This is a genomic window from Achromobacter sp. UBA5777 (assembly GCF_002418565.1).
In the GTDB taxonomy this organism is placed as follows: Bacteria; Pseudomonadota; Gammaproteobacteria; order Burkholderiales; family Burkholderiaceae_B; genus Achromobacter; species Achromobacter animicus.
Map to the genome: position 1 here is coordinate 1 of NZ_DIEJ01000242.1, position 20235 is coordinate 20235.

At 65.3% G+C, this 20235-nt stretch carries 22 protein-coding genes; 10 read left to right on the forward strand and 12 right to left on the reverse strand.

What is annotated here, in order from left to right; genetic code table 11:
- The 4 genes from B3446_RS20665 to fusA form a co-directional block, all read left to right on the forward strand.
- Window positions 1–1034, forward strand: a 1034-nt coding sequence (locus tag B3446_RS20665) for a PLP-dependent aminotransferase family protein (RefSeq protein WP_291384596.1), incomplete at its 5' end; no start/stop codon positions are given.
- Between the two features lie 36 nt (window positions 1035–1070).
- Window positions 1071–1415, forward strand: coding sequence for a TIGR01244 family sulfur transferase (locus tag B3446_RS20670; protein WP_062838528.1), 345 nt, complete (start codon window positions 1071–1073; stop codon window positions 1413–1415).
- A gap of 98 nt (window positions 1416–1513) precedes the next feature.
- Window positions 1514–1978, forward strand: coding sequence for a universal stress protein (locus B3446_RS20675; RefSeq protein ID WP_175125369.1), 465 nt, complete (start codon window positions 1514–1516; stop codon window positions 1976–1978).
- 217 nt (window positions 1979–2195) lie between these two features.
- Window positions 2196–4307, forward strand: a complete 2112-nt coding sequence (gene fusA / locus B3446_RS20680; RefSeq protein ID WP_191578161.1) for an elongation factor G — start codon at window positions 2196–2198, stop codon at window positions 4305–4307.
- Window positions 4308–4355: 48 nt separating this feature from the next.
- On the opposite strand, the gene B3446_RS20685 is transcribed toward fusA, so the two are convergent.
- Window positions 4356–5303, reverse strand: a complete 948-nt coding sequence (locus tag B3446_RS20685) for a DMT family transporter (protein WP_291384601.1) — start codon at window positions 5301–5303, stop codon at window positions 4356–4358.
- A 244-nt stretch (window positions 5304–5547) separates the two neighbouring features.
- On the opposite strand from B3446_RS20685, the gene B3446_RS20690 reads away from it, so the two are divergent.
- Entirely contained in the window at window positions 5548–6018 is a 471-nt protein-coding gene (locus B3446_RS20690) for an Lrp/AsnC family transcriptional regulator (RefSeq protein ID WP_175125365.1), read from the forward strand.
- Window positions 6019–6030: 12 nt separating this feature from the next.
- On the opposite strand, the gene B3446_RS20695 is transcribed toward B3446_RS20690, so the two are convergent.
- Complete coding sequence (locus B3446_RS20695) at window positions 6031–6840, reverse strand: alpha/beta fold hydrolase (protein WP_291384603.1); 810 nt, start codon at window positions 6838–6840, stop codon at window positions 6031–6033.
- Window positions 6841–6981: 141 nt separating this feature from the next.
- On the opposite strand from B3446_RS20695, the gene B3446_RS20700 reads away from it, so the two are divergent.
- Window positions 6982–7479 carry a YbaK/EbsC family protein gene (locus B3446_RS20700; protein WP_291384605.1) on the forward strand — a complete coding sequence of 166 codons (498 nt, stop codon included), beginning with the start codon at window positions 6982–6984 and terminating at the stop codon, window positions 7477–7479.
- A gap of 96 nt (window positions 7480–7575) precedes the next feature.
- Here the strand turns inward: B3446_RS20700 and B3446_RS20705 are convergent, their stop codons facing one another.
- From B3446_RS20705 to B3446_RS20750, 10 genes are all read right to left on the reverse strand, one after another.
- Window positions 7576–8388, reverse strand: a complete 813-nt coding sequence (locus tag B3446_RS20705; protein ID WP_291384607.1) for an ABC transporter ATP-binding protein — start codon at window positions 8386–8388, stop codon at window positions 7576–7578.
- Entirely contained in the window at window positions 8385–9428 is a 1044-nt protein-coding gene (locus tag B3446_RS20710; RefSeq protein ID WP_291384609.1) for a FecCD family ABC transporter permease, read from the reverse strand. Before B3446_RS20710 ends, B3446_RS20705 begins: the two co-directional genes overlap by 4 nt.
- A complete protein-coding gene (gene ybgF / locus B3446_RS20715) occupies window positions 9428–10117 on the reverse strand; it encodes a tol-pal system protein YbgF (protein WP_191578155.1) in 690 nt (229 codons plus the stop codon). Before ybgF ends, B3446_RS20710 begins: the two co-directional genes overlap by 1 nt.
- Before the next feature lie 85 nt (window positions 10118–10202).
- Window positions 10203–10703 (reverse strand): peptidoglycan-associated lipoprotein Pal, encoded by a 501-nt coding sequence (gene pal, locus B3446_RS20720; RefSeq protein ID WP_056564223.1) that lies wholly within the window; start codon window positions 10701–10703, stop codon window positions 10203–10205.
- A gap of 31 nt (window positions 10704–10734) precedes the next feature.
- Window positions 10735–12060, reverse strand: coding sequence for a Tol-Pal system beta propeller repeat protein TolB (gene tolB / locus B3446_RS20725; protein WP_175186389.1), 1326 nt, complete (start codon window positions 12058–12060; stop codon window positions 10735–10737).
- A 16-nt stretch (window positions 12061–12076) separates the two neighbouring features.
- On the reverse strand, window positions 12077–13249 hold the full coding sequence (gene tolA / locus B3446_RS20730) for a cell envelope integrity protein TolA (protein ID WP_291384614.1): 1173 nt from the start codon (window positions 13247–13249) through the stop codon (window positions 12077–12079).
- Window positions 13250–13288: 39 nt separating this feature from the next.
- Window positions 13289–13747 (reverse strand): protein TolR, encoded by a 459-nt coding sequence (gene tolR, locus B3446_RS20735; RefSeq protein WP_105237338.1) that lies wholly within the window; start codon window positions 13745–13747, stop codon window positions 13289–13291.
- Window positions 13747–14421 carry a protein TolQ gene (gene tolQ, locus B3446_RS20740; RefSeq protein ID WP_291384617.1) on the reverse strand — a complete coding sequence of 225 codons (675 nt, stop codon included), beginning with the start codon at window positions 14419–14421 and terminating at the stop codon, window positions 13747–13749. The genes tolR and tolQ overlap by 1 nt, the downstream gene beginning before the upstream one ends.
- A 2-nt stretch (window positions 14422–14423) precedes the next feature.
- The gene (gene ybgC, locus B3446_RS20745) at window positions 14424–14846 is read right to left on the reverse strand and encodes a tol-pal system-associated acyl-CoA thioesterase (RefSeq protein WP_056564208.1); all 423 of its coding nucleotides are present in this window, start codon (window positions 14844–14846) and stop codon (window positions 14424–14426) included.
- A gap of 57 nt (window positions 14847–14903) precedes the next feature.
- On the reverse strand, window positions 14904–16634 hold the full coding sequence (locus tag B3446_RS20750) for a proline--tRNA ligase (RefSeq protein WP_191579508.1): 1731 nt from the start codon (window positions 16632–16634) through the stop codon (window positions 14904–14906).
- 65 nt (window positions 16635–16699) lie between these two features.
- On the opposite strand from B3446_RS20750, the gene B3446_RS20755 reads away from it, so the two are divergent.
- From B3446_RS20755 to B3446_RS20770, 4 genes are all read left to right on the forward strand, one after another.
- Window positions 16700–17272 carry an RNA pyrophosphohydrolase gene (locus tag B3446_RS20755; protein WP_056327909.1) on the forward strand — a complete coding sequence of 191 codons (573 nt, stop codon included), beginning with the start codon at window positions 16700–16702 and terminating at the stop codon, window positions 17270–17272.
- A complete protein-coding gene (locus B3446_RS20760) occupies window positions 17253–17939 on the forward strand; it encodes a response regulator (protein WP_056327910.1) in 687 nt (228 codons plus the stop codon). The genes B3446_RS20755 and B3446_RS20760 overlap by 20 nt, the downstream gene beginning before the upstream one ends.
- Window positions 17940–19472 carry a sensor histidine kinase gene (locus tag B3446_RS20765; RefSeq protein ID WP_175125350.1) on the forward strand — a complete coding sequence of 511 codons (1533 nt, stop codon included), beginning with the start codon at window positions 17940–17942 and terminating at the stop codon, window positions 19470–19472. It begins immediately after the preceding gene.
- 329 nt (window positions 19473–19801) lie between these two features.
- A complete protein-coding gene (locus B3446_RS20770) occupies window positions 19802–20230 on the forward strand; it encodes a tripartite tricarboxylate transporter TctB family protein (protein ID WP_291384644.1) in 429 nt (142 codons plus the stop codon).
- Window positions 20231–20235: the final 5 nt, after the last annotated feature.

Below are 20235 nucleotides of genomic sequence, written 5' to 3' on the forward strand. Positions count from 1 at the left end.
AAATGGTGGCGGGCGCCGTGCGCGCCGTCGGCCGCTCGGTCCGCGCCAACCTCGTCAGCTACGGGAGCCCCCAGGGCTTCGCGCCGCTGCGCCAGCAGATCGCCGCGATCCTGCAGAACGAGGGCGTGCCGGCCCATCCCGAGCTCAACCTGCTGACGACCAATGGGGTCACCCACGGGCTGGACCTCATCGCGCGCCATCTGGTCAAGCCGGGCGATACCGTCCTGGTCGAGGACCCGGCCTGGTTCGTGATCTTCGGCCGGCTGGCGGCCTTTGGCGCCCGCCTGATCGGCGTGCCGCGCGGCCCGGACGGCCCCGATCTCGACCTGCTCGAGCAACTGGCCGCCCAGCACAAGCCCAAGCTCTTCATCATCAATGGCTCGGTCCACAATCCCACCGGCCACACCCTGTCCGCGGGAGCGGCCTACGGCATTCTGCGCATCGCCGAGCGCCACGATTTCATGGTGGTCGAAGACGACACCTACGGCGAGCTGCATCCGGGGGGCGCCATCAAGCTCGCCGCGCTGGACCGGCTGAACCGCGTCATCTACGTGGGCGGCTATTCCAAGATGCTGGCGGCCAGCCTTCGTGTCGGGTATGTGGCCGCCAATTCCGAACTGCTGCAGAAGCTGGCCGACCTGAAAATGCTGGCGGGTCTGACCTCGCCCGAACTCGGCGAGCGCGTCGTGCACCGGGTGCTCATGGAAGGGCAGTACCGGCGCCATATCGAGCGCGTGCGGCACCGGGTCGACGACGCGCGCCAGCGGTGCATGAAAGGGCTGGTGAAACTGGGCCTGACCATCCCGCACGAGCCGCACGGGGGCATGTTCGTCTGGGCCGATTGCGGGCGCGATTCCGAGGTGCTGGCGCGCGAAGCTGCGGACCGCGGCCTGCTGCTGGCGCCCGGCACATTGTTTTCGCCGACGCAGGCGCCGTCCACCATGCTGCGCTTTTCGGTGTCCGTTGCCGACCACCGGGGAATCTGGGCCGAACTGGAAAAACTTTTCGCGCAGAACGGGTCCTACAATCAATAATTCCGAGCCACATCGCCAGTCACCGAAGGAACCGTCATGTCCGCACCCATCAAGCCTCTCACCCAGAACTTTGCCGTCGCCCCGCAACTGGGTCCCGACGACATGGCCGACGTGGCCGCCGCCGGCTACAAGAGCGTGATCATCAACCGCCCCGATTTCGAGGGCGGTCCTGACCAGCCCACCGCCGCCGACGTGTCGCGCGCCGCGCAGGAAGCCGGTCTGCAGATCGAATACCAGCCCGTCGTGGGCAGCGCCATGACGGCCGCTGACGTCGCGCGCTTTGCGGAACTGCTGCGCACCCTGCCGGGCCCGGTCCTGGCATACTGCCGCACCGGCACCCGCTGCACGAACCTGTTCGCGGCTGCCCAGCAGTTGGGATAAACCCGGCCTTGACCCTCGTCAAGGCCGCCGGTTCGACGGATGTGGACCCGGCGGCTTTCCGGTAGCATAAAGATTCCTTTAAAACAGGAGCAGGCAAGATGTTCAAGAAGATCCTGATTCCCACCGACGGTTCTCCGCTCTCGGCGCAAGCCGCCAACGCAGGTATCTGCTTCGCGCGCTCGGTTGGCGCCGAAGTCGTCGCCCTCTACGTGACGCAGCCGTTCGCGGCCACCATCGGTTTTGACGGCATGGCCGCGGCCTATGCCATCACCGACGAAGACTACGAAAAGGCCTCCGCCGAGCAAGCCGACAAGTACCTCAAGCAGATCATCGACCGCGCCGACACCGCCGGCGTCAAAGCCGATGCGCGCGCGGTGTCCAACTTCAACGTCGCCGACGGCATCGTCCAGGCCGCCACCGACGCCGGCTGCGACCTGATCTTCATCGGCAGCCACGGCCGCAGCGGCCTGTCGCGCCTGCTGCTGGGCAGCGTCACCGCCAAGGTGCTGTCGCTGGCCACCACCGCCGTGCTGGTGTATCGCGTCAAGGAAGACAAGAAGTAATTGCGCGCCAAAGTGGTGCGCACCGCGCGCCGCCGCATGCGCCACAGCCCCTCCCCCGGAGGGGCTTTTTTATGCGCCGCGCATTCACTTATACGTTGGTATGGCGGGGCCAAACTCATTGCCCTCGCAAAGACCCTTCAGCGGCCCGTTTTTGGCTTGTATCTTGCCGCACGGCGCGTAATATTTACGCATCTTCATCCAACCGTAGGAAGAGGCCATGACCCGCAAGACGCGCATCGAGCTTTATCGCAATATCGGCATCAGCGCCCATATTGATGCAGGCAAAACGACGACCACCGAGCGCATCCTCTTCTACACCGGCATCACCCACAAGATCGGCGAAGTCCATGACGGCGCCGCGGTGATGGACTGGATGGAACAAGAGCAGGAACGTGGCATCACCATCACGTCGGCCGCCACCACCGCCTTCTGGAAAGGCATGGCGGGCAACTACCCCGAACACCGCATCAACATCATCGACACACCGGGCCACGTCGACTTCACCATCGAGGTCGAACGTTCCATGCGCGTGCTCGACGGCGCCGTCATGGTCTATGACGCCGTGGGCGGCGTGCAGCCCCAGTCCGAGACCGTCTGGCGCCAGGCCAACAAGTACCGCGTGCCGCGCCTGGCTTTCGTCAACAAGATGGACCGCGTAGGCGCGGACTTTCTACGCGTGCAGCGCCAGATCGCCGAGCGCCTGAAGGGCGACGCCGTGCCCATCCAGTTGCCGATCGGCGCCGAAGACCACTTCGAAGGCGTGATCGACCTCGTCAAGATGAAAGGCATCATCTGGGACGACGCCAGCCAGGGCGTGAAATTTCAGTACGTGGACATCCCCGCGGCCCTGCAGGACGAGGCGCAGGAGTGGCACGACAAGATGGTGGAAAAGGCGGCCGAGGCCAATGAAACCCTGCTTGAAAAATACCTGTCCGGCGAAGCCCTGACCGAAGCGGAAATCAAGGAAGGTTTGCGCGCTCGCACGATCGCCAACGAGATCGTCCCGATGCTGTGCGGCAGCGCGTTCAAGAACAAGGGCGTGCAGGCGATGCTGGATGCAGTCATCGACTACATGCCGTCGCCGGTCGACGTGCCCGCCATCAAGGGCCACGACCAGCGCGACAACGAGATCGAGCGTCACCCCACCGACAACGAGCCGTTCTCCGCGCTGGCGTTCAAGATCATGACCGATCCCTTTGTCGGGCAGCTCGTGTTCTTCCGCGTGTATTCCGGCGTGGTGAAATCCGGCGACTCGGTCTACAACCCGATCAAGGAAAAGAAGGAACGCCTGGGCCGCATCCTGCAGATGCATGCCAACGAGCGCCGCGAGATCACCGAAGTCTACGCGGGCGACATCGCCGCGGCCGTGGGCATCAAGGACGTCACCACCGGCGACACGCTGACCGATCCGTCGCACATCATCATCCTTGAACGCATGGTCTTTCCCGAGCCCGTCATCTCGCAGGCCGTGGAACCCAAGACCAAGGCCGACCAGGAAAAGATGGGGATCGCGCTGGGCCGCCTGGCGCAGGAAGACCCGTCGTTCCGCGTGCGCACCGACGAAGAGTCCGGGCAGACCATCATCTCCGGCATGGGCGAGCTGCACCTGGAGATCCTGGTCGACCGCATGAAGCGCGAATTCAACGTGGAAGCCACGGTGGGCAAGCCGCAGGTGGCGTACCGCGAGACCATCCGCAAGACCTGCAACGAGGTCGAGGGCAAGTTCGTCAAGCAGTCGGGCGGCCGCGGGCAATATGGCCACGTGGTGCTCAAGCTTGAACCGCAGGAAGCGGGCAAGGGCTACGAGTTTGTCGACGCCATCAAGGGCGGCGTCGTGCCGCGCGAGTTCATTCCGGCGGTGGACAAGGGCATCCGCGAAGCCCTCAACGCCGGCGTGCTGGCGGGGTATCCGGTTGTGGACGTGAAGGCGACGCTGTTCTTCGGCTCGTACCACGACGTCGATTCGAACGAAAACGCCTTCAAGATGGCCGGTTCGATGGCATTCAAGGAAGGCATGCGGCGCGCCGATCCGGTGCTGCTGGAACCCATGATGCAGGTCGAGGTCGAGACGCCCGAGGACTTCACCGGCAATGTCATGGGTGACCTGTCGTCGCGCCGGGGCATGGTCCAGGGCATGGAAGACATCGCGGGCGGCGGCGGCAAGGTCGTGCGTGCCGAAGTGCCGCTGGCCGAGATGTTCGGCTATTCGACGTCGCTGCGGTCGCTGACACAGGGCCGCGCGACGTACACGATGGAGTTCAAGCACTACGCCGAAGCGCCGCGTCAGGTGGCGCAGGAAATCATGGCGGCGCAGGGCGCGGGCCGCTGATTTCCCTGCGGCGGGTTTTCCGGCCGCAGCGTTTCAGGCAACAGCGTTTCAGGCGGCGGCCGCGGCCGTCGCCGGGCGCAGCCGCGACGCGGCCAGCTTCACGCCCAGCAGGATCATCGCAAAGCCGTACGCATGAAAAAGCTGCGGTGCCTCGCCCAGCAGCGGCCAGGCCAGCAGCGCGGCGTAGACCGGCACCAGGAACATCGACAGGCCCGCGGTCGCAGGGCCGGCCACGCTGATTAGCCGGCCGTACACGAAATAGGCGCCCAGGCTAGGCACCACCGCCAGGAACAGCAGCACCGCCGCCAGGCGCGGATCCGTCCAGGGCGGCGCCATGCCGGCGGCCGACTCAATGCCCGCGAACGGCGCCAGCGCCAGCACGCCGCCCAACATCATCGTCGCCAGCCGCGCGCTGTCGGGCACCGCCGGCAGGGTCAGACGCTTCTGCAGCACCGTGTAGAACGCCCACCCGGTGGCTGCCAGCAACACCCACAGGTCGCCCTGTCCGAACGCCAGCCGGGCCAGCACATTGGCGTCACCGCGTGTCAGCACCACCAACACACCACCTAGCGCCAGCGCAAGGCCGGCCGCGCGCGGCGCGGACAGCGGCTTGCGCCAGATCACGGCTTCCAGCAGCGTCACCAGCAGCGGGCTGCACGAAAAGATCAGCGCGATGTTGGTGGCGCTGGTGGTCTGCGCGCCGATGTATTGCGGCGCCACCGCCACGCCCATCCCCAGCACGGCCAAGGGCAACAGCGCCGGCAAGCCACGCCACAGCGCGCGGCGATGCGTGCGCAGCGCGGGGAGGGCGAACGGCAAGAGGATCAGAAGGGCAATCAACCAGCGGCCGAACGCAAGAAAAACGGGGGGAAGGTTGGCGTCGTGGGCCCAGCGGGCTGCGACCATGTTTGAAGCGAATAGCGCCGGAGCGCTAAAGAGCATGACGGCGCCGGTCAGGCCGAGACCGGGTTTTGCGGGTGCTGCTGCGTTGGGCATGATTTCCGGCCGCGCGGATCGGCGCGCGGGCTTGCTGCGTGGGAACTGCCGGCGCGCCCGCCGGGTTGTGCCGCAGCGAAAGCGCCGAATCGGGGCGTGCGGGATAGGTGCGCGCCTTGGGGAAAGTCTACGTGCCCACGCGCAAAATAGGTTTCCTGATTCCCGCCTGTTTGCGGCAATATGGAGAATCTTCTTTCGGTAGAATCCGCTCTTGCAGGGATTCTGTCTTCACATATCGCCCGCGATGCCCACATTGCCCAAACTCGATGAAACCGACCGCAAGATTCTCCGCGCGCTGCGCGCGGACGGTCGGCTGACCAATCTGAAGCTGGCCGACATGGTCGGCCTGTCGCCGACGCCGTGCTGGAACCGGGTAAAGGCTTTGGAAGAGGCCGGCGTGATCGAAGGATATGCAGCTTTGCTGAACCAGAAGGCGCTCGGGCTGCCGGATACGGTAATGATCGAAGTCACGCTGGAACACCACGACGACGACACGCTGGCGCGCTTTGGTGAAGAGATCAGCCGCCTGCCCGAAGTCGTCGAGGCGTTTCTGGTGACGGGCGAGTACGACTACCTCATCAAGGTCGCCGTGGCGGGCACGGAGGGCTACGAGGAATTCCTGCGCAAGCGCCTGTATAAGCTGCGCGGTGTGCGGCACAGCCGCTCCACCTTTGTGCTGCGCCGCCTGAAGCACACGCCGTCGGTCGAACCCTGAAGGGCGCGTGCGTTATCCGCCCAGGAATTCCTGGATGGCGTCGTTGAAGGCGCGCGGATTGCCCAGGTTCATGCCGTGCGATGAGCCCACGATATCCAGGCGCTGGGCTTGGGGCAGCCACTGCGCCAGCGCATCCAGCACGGCCGGATAGGGCGCCGGACTGAGCGCGCCGCCGATCAGCAGCACCGGCATCGTCAGGCTGCCGATCTGCGCGGGCGTCAAGATGTCAGGCTGCTCGTCCACCTGACCAAAGAGCGTGCCCACGTTGTCACGCACCATCTCCTTGAACCAAGGCACCATGCGCTGCCAGGTGTCGGGTCCGGTCACGGTGTCCACGAACAGGGCCAGCCCTTCTTCGATGTCGCCTTGCCGGATGAGCGTCAGGGCGCGCTGGCGGAAACCGCCGCGTTCATCCTTGCAGCCCGGCAGCGACAGGCCGGGGTCCGCAAGAGTAAGACTGCGCAGCGAATCGGGCTGGCGCAGAGCGGCTTCCAGCGCGACGCGCCCGCCGCGCGAATGTCCCACCAGATGGGCCGGCCCGCCGGCCACCGTGTCGATGAATTCCAGCACGTCGCTGGCATGCTGCTCGACCGAAAAGCCGCCGCCTTCGCCGTCCCAGGTCTCCGGCCAATACCGTCGCAGGCACACGGCCAGCACCCGGAAGGAACGCCCCAGGGGCGCCATCTGCGACTTCCAGTAGCGGGCGTCGGACAGCGAGCCATGCACCAGCACTAGCGGCGTGCCGCTGCCGTACTCGGTATAGGACATGGCGTAACCGCCGATGGACGCGGTTTGCAGGGGCAGAACGGGTTCGGAACGCATGTGAATCGGGAGGAGGGGCCAGGCCCGCATTCTAGCCCGGCATGGCGCCGCAGCGGGCGTGCCGGACGCTGATACACTCGTCTGCGGCGCGTCGGCGGCAGTCCGCCCGCGCGCCTGTTTTCTTGAACGGAGTTCTCATCGATGTCGCCAGAATCCATCGCCGACTTGCCGGAATCCGCCCAGCGCGTTGCGCGCCTGCTGGTGGACATGGGGCACGACAAACCCGTGGTGGTGCTGCCCCAGTCGGGCAAGACCTCGGCGGAAGCGGCTGCGGGCCTGGGCTGCGAAGTTGCCCAGATCGCCAAGTCCATCATCTTTCGCCGCGCCACTGACGATGCACCGGTGCTCGTCATCGCCAGCGGCGCCAATCGCGTGGACGAAGCCAAGGTCGCGGCGCAGGTCGGCCCGCTGGCCAAGGCCGATGCGCGTTTTGTGCGCGACATGACCGGCTACGCCATCGGCGGCGTCTGCCCCATCGGCCACGCGGTCAAGCCCGTGATGCTGCTGGACGCGGATCTCTTCAATTACGAAAGCCTGTGGGCCGCCGCCGGCCATCCGCACACCGTGTTCAACCTGACGCCTGCCCAACTGGCGGACATGACCGGCGCGCCGGTCGCGGACGTGGCGCTGCGGGCCTGAAGGCCCCGGTTTGATCTTGAGGTCTGGGATTCGGATTTGAGCATGAAGCCGGAGACCCGGCCTGTGCCGCAGCAATGAGCTGCGGTCCGCCCCTGGTCAGCCGGGGTGCGCCTGCAGCCCGTCGATCAGCACCTGTCGCCGCCCCTGCGAGCACGATTCCACCCGTGCCTCGACGCCATAAACGGCAGCCAGCGAATCCGGCGTGATGACCTCCGCCGGCACTCCCGCGGCGTGCAGACGCCCCTCGTGAATCATCACCGCCTGGTCCGCGTGCTGCAGAGCCACGTTCAAGTCGTGCAAGACGATCAGGCTGATGAGGCCATGCTCTCGCGTCTCTTGCCGCAGTAGCCGCATGACGTGGAACTGATAGTTCAAATCCAGGGCCGATAGCGGCTCGTCCAGCAACAGCACGCGCGGATGGCGGATCAGCGCCTGCGCCAGACCCACCAGTTGCTTTTGTCCGCCGGAAAGGGCGTCCAGATAGTGCAGCGCCAGATGTGCAATACCCAGCCGCGCCAGCAGTTGGTCGATGGCCTGCAGATCAACGGGCCCCGCCGCGGCGTCGCTCGCGCGCGCCGCGACCAGTACCGATTCGAACACGCGCAGGTGAACCGCCGCGGGCAGGCTCTGCGGCAGATACACCACGTGGCGCGCACGCTCGCCGTGGTCCAGCTGGGTCAGGTCCAGTCCCTCCAGCGCCGCGCTGCCCGTCCGGGGCCGCACCAGGCCCGCCAGGGCCTTGAGCAACGTCGACTTGCCGCTGCCGTTGGGACCCAGCAGCGCCGTCACCTCGCCCGCGGCCAGCGCGGGGATCGCCAGGTCGTGCAGGACGTCCTCGCGCCCGTAGCCCACCGTCAGCGCTTGCCCCGCCAGTCCGGCAGATTGGGTTGTGCGAGCCGGTGTCGTCATGGCAATTGCCGGCGCAGCACGACGGAAACGAAGAAGGGAATGCCGACCAACGCGGTCACGATCCCCACGGGCACCACCACGCCGGGCATCAGATTCTTGGACGCAATGGACGCCAGCGACAGGATCACCGCGCCCACCAGCGCGCTGCCCGGCAGAAAAAAGCGGTGGTCTTCGCCGAACAGCCGCCGTGCAATGTGCGGCGCGACCAGCCCGATGAACCCGATGGTTCCCACAAATGCCACGGCCAGCGCGGACAGCAAGCTCACCCGCGCCAACGCGGACACGCGCACGCGGCGCACGTCCACGCCGAAGCTCGCGGCGCGATCCTCGCCCAGCCGCAACGCGGTCAGCTTCCACGACTGCCGCATGGCCAGCGGCAGCGCCACCGCAAACGCCAGCGCCAGCACGCCCACGGTCGTCCAGCTTGAACGCGCGAGGCTGCCCATCGTCCAGAACACCAGGTTCTGCAAGGCCTCGGCGCTGGCCGTGAACTGCACCAGCGACACGAGCGCATTGAAGGTGAACACCATGGCAATGCCGAACAGCACGACGCCCGAGGTGTTCATGCCGCCCCACCGGGCCACGGCATCGAGCAGCAGCGCCGCCAAGAGGGAGAACAAAAAGGCGTTGGCGGCAATCAGCCAGCTGGCGGGAATGCCGGGCAATCCGAACTGAAGCACGATCGCCAGCGACGCGCCAAAGGCGGCCGCCGACGACACGCCCAGGGTGAACGGGCTGGCAAGGGGGTTGTTCAGGATGGTCTGCATCTCGGCGCCCGCCAGGCCCAGCGCCATGCCCACCAGCGCGGCCATCAGCGCGGACGGCAGGCGGATTTCCCAGACGATCACGCGATAGGTCGGATCGGCGTCGCCGGGCGCGGCCAGCGTCTGCCAGAGCGCGCGCCAGGGCAGGCCGGACGGGCCCACGGTGAAGTCGATCAGCAGCGCAAACAGAATCGCCGCCAGCAGCAGGGCGATGAGCCCCGCCCGGCGGCGAAGAATGTGGCGGTAAGCGCCTGCCGCGCTTGCGGCGTGCCGCATTACTGCAGCAGTTGCAGCCGGCTCTTGGCCGTGGTGGCGGCCGGCGTGGTCGGATAGTCGCGAACGATGCGCTGCAAAGTGGTCTTGGCGCCGGCGCGGTTGTTCAGTTCGATCTGGCTGCCGGCAATGATCAGCAGCGCGTCGGGCGCGCGGGCGTTATCCGGCGACTTCTGGACCATGGCATTCAGTTGCTCGATGGTGCCCTTGAAGTCCTTCAGCGCATAGCGGCTGCTGCCCTGGTAGAACTGGGCGCTGGGCGCGAGCTGGCTGTTCGGATAAAGCGCGGTGAAGGCGGCCAGCGATTCGGCCGCTTCCTTGTATTGGCCCTTGCGGAACAGATCCATCGCGCCGTCATAGGCGGTCTGTTCCTGGGGATCGCCGGCAGAGGCGCCCGGGGGATTGGCGCTGCCCGGCGCGGTGCCCGGCTTGGCGCTCGGTTGCTGGCGCGACACCAGTTCAAGCTGGTCGCGCAGTTGGGCGATTTCCTGCTGCAACGACTGGATCTGGTCGGCCAGTTGCAGCTTGGCGCGTTGGCTTTGCTCGTTCTGCTGCTGCACCTGCTGGCGCAAATCCAGGATGGCCTTGCGGGCTTCATCGTCGGAAAAAGCGTGAGCGGGGGCCGTGAGGGCGCCAAGCGCCAGGCCAGTGGCCACAATCAGGGGACGCAGGGACAGAACGTAATCGCGCATGAATATTCCCGGGTATAAAAACAAACGTCGGGACGGCCGGCTGGCCGTCCCGACGCGAGGTAGGGCTCCAGACTAAGCGAAAATCTTAGCGCAGATAGTTGATATCGGCGCGGCGGTTTTCAGCAAAGTCGGCTTCAGTCGTACCCGTCGAGCGCGGCTTTTCTTTGCCGAAGCTGATGGTTTCGATCTGGTTGTCGCTGACGCCCAGCAGGGTCATCATGCGACGCACGGCGTCGGCACGACGCTGGCCGAGGGCCAGGTTGTACTCAGCACCGCCGCGTTCGTCGGTGTTGCCTTCGATCTTGATCTTTTGCTGTTGGTGCGAAGCCAGGTACTTGGCATGGGTTTCGACCAGGCCACGGTATTGGTCCGACACGGTGTAGCTGTCGAAATCAAAGTACACCGAGCGCTGTTGCGCCAGGATGCTTTGGGGGTTGAAAGGATCAAGGATTTGGCCAGAGGCCGAAGATCCTTGGCCAGCGCCTCCACCCTGACCCGCTTTATCGTCGAGAGGGACGGAGCTGCAAGCTGCCAGGGCGGCAGCCAGAGCGGCGATGGTTAGGCTTTTGGCAATGCGCGACTTCATGATAGTTCCTTTGCAAAGAGAGTCACACGTGTTATCGGGTAATGAATGGGCCCCAAGTCGGTTCACGTATTTCCCCGTTCAGTACCGAAAGCGTTTGTCGCACGCGTCCATCGCTTGACACACCTGCCAGCACGCTACGGCCATTTTGGATGGCGGCGTAGAGCACTTGCATTCCGTTGGGCGCAAAGCTGGGCGACTGATCGTCACGACCATCAGTCAGCAAGGCTTCGGCACCAGTGGACAAGTTCAGAGATGCGATTCGAAACGCGCCGTCTCGTCTTGCAACGTACAGCAGCGTCGATCCATCGGGGGAAATTCGGGGTGAGATGTTGTAACCACCATTAAACGTGAGACGGCGTGCTTCGCCGCCTGTCGAGCCGGTCTGATAGATTTGCGGCCCGCCGCTGCGGTCACTCGTAAAGATAATGGAAGCGCCGTCGGGCGTAAAGCTCGGCTCGGTGTCAATCCCGGGAGAACGCGTAACTCGGCTCGGATTCGAGCCATCGGCCGCATTAACGACGTAAATTTGCGACAAACCGTCACGCGTCAAAGCGACAGCCAGCTTGCTGCCATCAGGCGACCAACCGGGGGCGCTGTTGTTGCCCTTGAAGTTGGCGACCGGTGCGCGGGCGCTGGTGGCCAGCGTGTGCACGTAAACAACGGGCTTTCCGGACTCGAAGCTCACGTAGGCAAGCTTGGCGCCATCGGGCGACCACGACGGCGAAATGATCGGCTCGCGCGAGCGCAGGGCAACTTGCGGATTCTGGCCGTCGGCGTCAGCCACCTGCAGTTCGTAGGTGGAACCCTTCTTCAGCACGTAGGCGATACGGGTCGAGAACACGCCGCGAACGCCGGTGATCTTTTCGTAGATGCGGTCGGCGATCTGGTGGGCCACGCGGCGCAGTTCCTGCTCGGTGCCCGAAAAGGCCACGCCGTCCAGCTGCGACTTCTTGACCGTGTCGGCCAGGCGGTAGCGCACGTCGTAGCGGCCATCGGCGCCGCGCGTGATGCTGCCGTAGGCGATGAAGTCGGCGCCCTTGCCGCGCCAGTCGTCATGGGCGATCGGGGAATCGACGTTCAGGCCGGAGCCGGCCGCGTTGATCAGGCGGAACTGGCCGGTGCGGGTAAGGTCGGCGCGGATGACTTCGGCCAGCGCGCGGCCGTGGGTATCGTCAACGGCGAAGTCGGCGATGGCCACGGGATATTGCGTGGCGCCGGTGCCGGAGATATCGACACGCAATTGTGCGTGGGCGGGCTTCATGGCCATCAGGCAGGCAAGCGCCACCATCAGCAGTCCGATTCCATACGCTCTCCAGAGCGCGAGAGTGGGTACTCGTCGACTATAAGCGGGAGTCATGTTCGTCAATCTCCTGTCAGTCATACATTCTGTAGACAACGTCAATAATGGGTTCGTAGCGGCCCGTCGAGGGCTTCGGGAACGGGTTGCAACGGCGGATGCCGGTCTCGACCGCGCGGTCGAAGCCGGAGTTGCCAGAAGAACTGGTCAACGTAACGCCATTCACCTTCCCGTCAGAACCTAACTGTACCCGGTATTGCGCGGTCGGATTTCCCGAGCCGCTGCGGGGCGGGGGCGGATACGCCACCCCGGGTTGCACGCAGGCGCGGACCTTGGCGCCGTAGCCGCTGTCGCGTCCGCCGCCAGCCTGGTTGCGGTCGGCGGTGCCGCCCGGAATGCCGGCGGCGCCCAGGGCGTCGTTGCGGAACGCGTCTTTCAGCGCCTTGTCGGCGGCGGCCTTCTTGGCGGCGGCAGCCTTCTCGGCAGCAGCCTTTTCGGCCGCAGCTTTCTCAGCCGCGGCTTTTTCGGCAGCGGCCTTTTCCGCGGCAGCCTTTTCAGCAGCTGCCTTCTTGGCGGCTTCTTCCTTGGCCTTCTTCTCGGCAGTCGCCTTTTCAGCAGCGGCCTTCTCGGCTGCGGCCTTTTCAGCGGCGGCCTTCTCGGCGGCAGCTTTCTCCGCAGCCGCCTTCTGGGCGGCAGCCTTTTCAGCCGCAGCCTTCTCGGCAGCTGCCTTCTCGGCCGCCTGGCGTTCCTGTTCCAGGCGCTTCTTTTCCTTTAGTTCGGCCTGCTTGCGCTCTTCCTCGAGACGCGCCTTTTCCTTGGCGGCCTCGGCGGCTTCGCGTGCCTTCTCTTCCTGCTCCCGCTTTTTCTTGGCTTCCTGGATGGCGATCTCGGGATCGACTTCCTCGGTCTTGGCCTGAACCTGCGGTTCGGGCTCGGGAGGCGGCGGCGGGGGCGGCGGAGGAGGGGGCGGCTCAGGCGTCTTTTCCGGCTCCGGCTCGGGCTGGGGCTTGGGTTGCGGCTTGGGCGGTTCGGGCTGGGGCGTGGGCGGCGGCGAGACGGGCGAATTGCCGTCTGCCCAGAGCTGCACCTGGACGGGGCCAGGGTTCTCGGTATGCCAGTTCACGCCAAAGATCAGGGCAACCAGCAGCAGCAGGTGCACCGCCACAGCCAGAATCAGCGAATTCCGGTTGTCGTTGTTGGGCGGGGTGGCCGGCGGGCCGCTGCGGTGTCGAATTATGGGTGGCGTCATGTGCGGTGCATGCCGGCCAGGCCGGCGGAGGGCGGCGCGTTAGCGTTTCTTGGCGGGGACGGGCTGGGAGGCGGCGCCGGACTGGTCCACCAGCAGGCCCAGGCGGGTGATGCCGTTGGTGCGCAGCTCGTCCATGACCTTCACGACCGTCTCGTAGGGCACCTTGCCGTCGGCGGCAATCACCACCGGCGTTTCCGCGGTAATGCGCGAACGCACTTGCGCGACCAGTTCGGGGCGCGCGATGTCCTGCATGGTGGCTCCGGCTTCGCGCATGCGCAGTGCGATCTTGCCGTCTTCCGAAATCTGGACTTCCAGGGGCTTGACCGGCACGTCGGAGGCGGCGCCCACCGACGGCAGCTGAATCAGTCCGGGCGTGATCAGGGGCGCGGTCACCATGAAGATGACCAGCAGCACCAGCATCACGTCGATGTACGGCACCACGTTGATGTCGGCCTTCATGCGGCGGCCGGACCTGCCGCGCGAGCTTACCGAGGGCATTAGCGCACCTGCCGTTGCAGAATGTTCAGGAATTCATCGACGAAGCTGTCGAAGCGGATCGAGATGCGGTCGATGTCATTCGTGAAACGGTTGTAGGCAACCACGGCCGGGATGGCGGCGAACAGGCCGATCGCGGTGGCGATCAGCGCCTCGGCAATGCCGGGGGCCACCGAGGCCAGCGTGGCCTGTTGCATGTTCGACAGGCCGATGAAGGCGTGCATGATGCCCCAGACCGTGCCCAACAGGCCGATGTACGGGGACACCGAACCGGCTGACGCCAGAAAGTTGAGGTGGGATTCCAGCGAGTCCATTTCGCGCTGGTAGGCGGCGCGCATGGCGCGGCGCGGGCCGTCCAGCACGGCCGTGGCGTCGCCGCTNNCGCGGCGGGCCTTCAGGAATTCGGTCATGCCGGCATCGAAGATGCGGGCGAGGGCGCCTTGCTCGTCGCGGCGCGAGGCCACGGCCTGCTGCAGCATCGACAGGTCGCCGCCCGACCAGAAGTCGTCTTCAAAGCGGCGCGTCTGATCATGGGCCCGCTTGATGGCCATGCGCTTGGCGAAGATGTAGGTCCAGGACATGATCGAGATGCCCAACAGCATCAGCATGATGAGCTGGACCGGCACGCTGGCGTGCGAAATCAGCGAAAGCAACGACATGTCGTTGGTGACTTGCATGGTTATTCCTGAATGAATTCCAGTTTTGCGCGAATGTCAGCCGGCAACTCCGCCGGCCGCATGTGAACGGCATCGACGCAACAGACTTGGATGTTGCCTTCGGCAAGCAGTTCCCCGTTGCGCTCCGCGCGCTGCGCGAAGTGTATCGAAGCGCGGCCCAGTTTGGTGACTCGGCTGCGTATGGTAAGCAAATCGTCCAGTCTGGCCGGTTTGCGGTAGGACATGTCCAGGGCGCGGACAACGAACAGCCGTTGCTCGCTGGCGGCCAGTCCGGACTGGTTGACGCCAAGGTCCCGCAGCCATTCGGTGCGGGCCCGCTCCAGGAATTTCAAGTAGTTGGCGTAGAAAACCACCCCGCCGGCATCCGTGTCTTCGTAGTAGACGCGGACTTGCAGGGTGGATTCGGCGGACTTCGGGTCGGTCACGGTACTCAACAGATGTTATGCGGGTCGGGACGCGGAAAGTCCGTAGTGGCTACAAGGTTAAAGCGTGTCGAGCTTGGTCAGCACGGCTTCAAGCGCGGACTCTACCGGAATCTTGGCCGCTTCGGTTTCCCGGCGGGCCTGCAATTCCACCACACCATCGTTCAGGCCGCGTTCTCCAACTGTTACACGCAGCGGCGCACCGATCAGTTCCCACTCGGCAAACATGACGCCGGGGCGGGCATCGCGGTCGTCCAGCACGACATCAACGCCGCGCGCCAGCAGGGATTCATAGAGCTTTTGCGCGGTGTCACGCACCGTTTCACTTTTGCCCCAGCCCACCGGGCAGATTACGACCTCGAACGGCGCGAGCGCACGGGGCCAGATGATGCCGCGCGCATCATGGTTCTGCTCGATGGCAGCGCCCACGATGCGGGTCACGCCGATACCGTAGCAACCCATTTCCAGGACGGCGGGCTTGCCGGTTTCGTCCAGGAAGGTGGCCTTCAGGGCTTCGGAGTACTTCTTGCCCAGGTAGAACACGTGGCCCACTTCGATGCCGCGCTGGATCGACAGCGTGCCCTTGCCGTCGGGGGAGGGGTCGCCGGCGACCACATTGCGCAGGTCGGCCACGAGTTCGGGTTCGGGCAGGTCGCGGCCCCAGTTGACGCCCTGGGTGTGGAAATCTTCGCGGTTGGCGCCGCACACGAAATCGGCCATGTTGGCCACGGTGCGGTCGGCAATGACGTGGACCGGCTTGGCCGTCTTGACCGGGCCCAGATAGCCGGGCTTGCAGCCGAAGTATTCGACGATCTCGGTTTCGGTGGCAAAGCGGAAGCCCGACAGGCCCGGCAGCTTGCCTGCCTTGATTTCATTCAGTTCGTGGTCGCCGCGCAGCAGCAGCAGCCAGATGTCGACCTTGCCCTTTTCGCCGTCGGTGGCCAGGACGATCGACTTGATCGTGCGTTCCAGCGGAATGTCCAGGAGCTTGGCCACGTCCTCGCACTTGGCGGCGCCCGGCGTCGCGACGTCTTCCATTGCCTGGGCGGCAGCGGCGCGGGTGGGGTACAGGCTGGGCGCCTCGGCCAGCTCGATGTTGGCGGCGTAGTCCGAGTCCGCGTTGTAGACCAGCAGGTCTTCGCCCGTGTCGGCAATAACCTGGAACTCATGGCTGCGCGTGCCGCCGATGGAGCCCGTGTCGGCCGCCACCGCGCGGAACTCCAGGCCCAGACGGCCGAAGATGCGCATGTAGGCGGCGAACATGGTGTCGTAGCTGCGCTGGGCGCCGGCTTCGTCGCGGTCGAAGGAATACGCGTCCTTCATCGTGAACTCGCGGCCGCGCATCAGGCCGAAGCGCGGACGGCGCTCGTCCCGGAACTTGGTCTGAATGTGATAGAAGTTCAGCGGCAACTGGCGGTAGCTGTGGATTTCATTGCGCGCGATGTCCGTGATGACTTCCTCGGACGTCGGCTGCAGCACGAAATCGCGCTGGTGCCGATCCTTGATGCGCAGCAGTTCGGCGCCGTACTGCTCCCAGCGGCCGGATTCCTGCCAGAGCTCGGCCGGCTGCACCACGGGCATCAGCAGCTCGATGGCGCCCGCCGCGTTCATTTCTTCGCGGATGATCGCCTCGACCTTGCGGATGACCTTCAGGCCCAGCGGCATGTAGGTGTAGATGCCGCCCGCGAGCTTGCGGATCATGCCGGCGCGGGTCATCAGCTGGTGGCTGGCGACTTCCGCTTCGGACGGGGCTTCTTTGAGGGTGTTGATGTGGTAGTTGGATGCGCGCATGTTTAAAGGTGGCAGCAGATACGTATAATCGACCGTAATTGTATTGAATTCGGTGGGGGTGGCCCATGCTTGACCGCGAAGGCTACCGCCCCAATGTCGGCATCATTCTCGTCAACACTAGAAACGAGGTCTTTTGGGGCAAGCGTATCAGGGAACATGCGTGGCAGTTCCCCCAGGGCGGCATCAAGTATGGCGAAAGCCCGGTGCAGGCCATGTATCGCGAACTCCATGAAGAGGTGGGCCTGAAGCCCGAGCATGTCCGTATTTTGGGGCGTACACGCGATTGGTTACGTTATAACGTGCCCGATCACTTTGTCCGGCGTGAGTGGCGTGGCCACTATAAAGGACAAAAACAGATTTGGTTCTTGTTGCGCCTGGTGGGACGTGACAGTGATGTTTGCTTGCGCGCGACGCAGCATCCGGAATTCGACGCCTGGCGCTGGAGCCAGTACTGGGTTCCGCTGGATGCCGTCATCGAGTTCAAGCGAGACGTCTATACCCAGGCGTTGAACGAGTTGTCGGCTATCCTCTTTCGGCGCCATCACGAAACCCGCTACCTGCGCCAACGGGTGCATGGTCAGCGGGCTGCAGAGAATTTGCCCGAAGGAACGGACGGTCATGCGCATATTGTTGGTTGAAGACGAACGGGACATGGCGTCCTGGCTGATGCGCGCGCTCGCCCAGAGCGGGTTCGTGCCCGATCACGCGGCGGACGCGCGCACGGCCGAAGCCTTCATGGCGGGCACCGAATACGATGCCATCGTCATGGACTTGCGCCTGCCCGATAAGCATGGTCTGGTCGTTCTCCGGGAAATGCGCAACCGCGACGACCGCACACCCGTCCTGCTCCTGACCGCGCAAGGTGCGTTGCAGGACCGTGTGCGCGGCCTGAATCTCGGCGCCGACGACTTCCTGACCAAGCCCTTCGCCCTCGAGGAACTCGAAGCGCGCCTGACGGCGCTCGTGCGCCGCAGCCGCGGCCGCCAGCATCCGCGCCTGCAGTGCGGCTCGCTCTCCTACGACAGCGAAAGCCGTGCGTTCACGCTGGACGGATCGCTGCTGTTCCTGACGCCGCGCGAACACGCCGCCCTGGCGGCGCTGCTGACGCGCAGCGGCTACCCGGTGGACAAGTCGCAATTGTTCGGCAAGGTCTTCACGCACGACAGCGAAGCCAATCCGGACGCCATCGAGGTCGTGCTGCACCGCCTGCGCAAGAAGCTGGCCGGCAGCGACGTGCGCATCGTGACCGTGCGCGGGCTGGGCTACATGCTGGAAAGCGTCGCCAGCGAGTCCGCGGAACCCTAAGTGAGCCTGCGGATTCCCGGGCTGCCGCGCGTCGGCATCCGCGCGCTTCTCATCATTCTGCTGCTGCCCGGCGTGGTGGTGCTGCTGGTCATCGACAGCCTGAACGACTACCGCACCCTGGCCGAGATCACCAACGAAGCCTACGACAGCGCGCTGGTCGAACCCGCGCGGGTGCTTGAAAGCAGCCTGGAATTCACGCCGGACGGCAACCTGCAGGTTGCCACGCCGCTCTACGCGCAGGTCATGCTCGAATCGCGGGCGGGCCTGCGCAAGTATTTCCGCATCGAGGAAATCGATCCGCCCTTGCCCGACGGGGCGCCCGTGCCCCAGACGCAGGGCAAGACGCTGCTCGGCATGCCGGAAATGCCGCGTCCGCCGTCCTGGCCCCGATCCAATGGCCAACCCATCTTCTACGACAGCGTGTACCGCAACGACCCCGTGCGGGTCGTGTCCGTCGTGCGCGATCTCTATTACCAGGGCCAGCATCGCCAGGTGCTGGTGGTCGTGGCCGAAAGCACCGGCAAGCGCATCGAGGCCGAGAACAATGCGCGGCGCCAGGAGATCCTGCGCGATTCACGCATGCTGGCGCTAGTCGTGCTGCTGGTCTGGTGGGGCGTGTCGTGGGCCTTGAAGCCGCTGCGTCGGCTGCAGGCCGACATCCGCGGACGCCGGCCGGACGACCTGACGCCGCTGGACGCCTCGCGCGTGCCCAGCGAAGTCGCTCCGCTCGTCGAAGCCGTCAATCACCACATCGCCCGCTACCGGCGGGTGCTGGACGAGCAATCAAACTTTCTTGCCGACGCCTCGCATCAATTGCGCACGCCGCTCGCCATCATGCTGACGCAGGCGCAATACACGCTGCGCGAACGCGATCCCGCGCGCGTGCGCGAGGGACTGCGCGCCATCGTCGACCAGCTCGGGCGCACGCGCCGGCTGACCGAACAGCTTTTGTCGCTGGCGCACGCAAACCAGGCCGGCCAGACCCCGCGGCAGTTGCTCGACATGAACGCGGTCTCGCGCGAAGTCGTCTTGCAGTACCTGCCGCTCGCGCACGAAAAACAGCAGGATCTGGGTTGGGTGCAGGCCGATGCCGAAGACGGCCAGGACACGCCGGTGCCGGTGTCCGGCAACGAGGCCGAGCTGCACGAGGCCTTGTCCAATCTCGTGCACAACGCGATCCACTACGCGCCGGTCGGCGCGCAAATCACGGTCTCCGTCTGCCGTGCCGACAACAGGGTAGAGGTCGCCGTGTCCGACAATGGGCCGGGCCTGGATCCCGTCATGCGCACGCGCGCGTTCACACGGTTCGAGCGCGTGGGGACGGACAAGCCGGTGACCTCCTCCGGTTCCGGCCTGGGCCTTGGCATCGCGCGCGCCTACGCCCGGCGCAACGAGGGCGACATCGAACTGCGCGATGGCGAGCCCAACGACCAGGGCGGCGTCGGCCTTGCGTCGGTGCTGTGGCTGCCGCTCGCGCCCACCGTGTCGCAGTATCCGCGGCCCGCCGAGGTCCAGCTCAAAGGCGATCAATAATCGGGCGATCAATAACCGGGCGATCAATAAGGCGGCGCTCCCCAGCGCCTTCCTCGACGCTCAATCCGTCAACGTCCGCTTCCCCACTACCCGCTTTTTTCGCGCCTTCGCGCATGCCGATCAGGGATAACCCCCGGATTCAGGAATGCGACAGCGCATAGAAAGCGGATTAGCAGCTTCCTTCCGTAATCTGCGATCCGGCCTGTCGTCAGGGGCCGGGCGCTGTCCGCTTCGTGCAGCGCATGAAAGGCCGGCGCTGTCCGGCACAAGGAAGGAGGACGGAAGTGAAAAAGACAATCAACAGAAAGGACTATTACGGCGGCGCGCTGATGGTCCTTATCGGCATGGCCGCAATCTATGGCGGCACCGACTACCACATCGGCTCGCTCAGCCACATGGGCCCGGGATTCTTCCCCGCGGCGCTCGGCGGCCTGCTGGCGCTCACCGGCCTGCTGATCGCGATGTCGGCGCGCTCGGCCGAACCCGCGGCCCCGGCTCCCGCTGAAGGCCACCCCACCGGCATGCCGGACATTCGCGGCAGCATCTGCATCCTGCTCGGCATCCTGGCTTTCCTGCTGCTGGGCCATTACGGCGGCCTGCTGCCCGCCACGTTCGCCATCGTCTTCATCTCGGCGCTGGGCGACCGCAAGAACACGATCAAACAGGCCATCCTGCTGTCGATCGCCATGTCCGCGATTGCGGTCGTCGTTTTCTGGTGGGCGCTGCAACTGCAGCTTCCGCTGTTCCGCTGGGGTTGATGCGC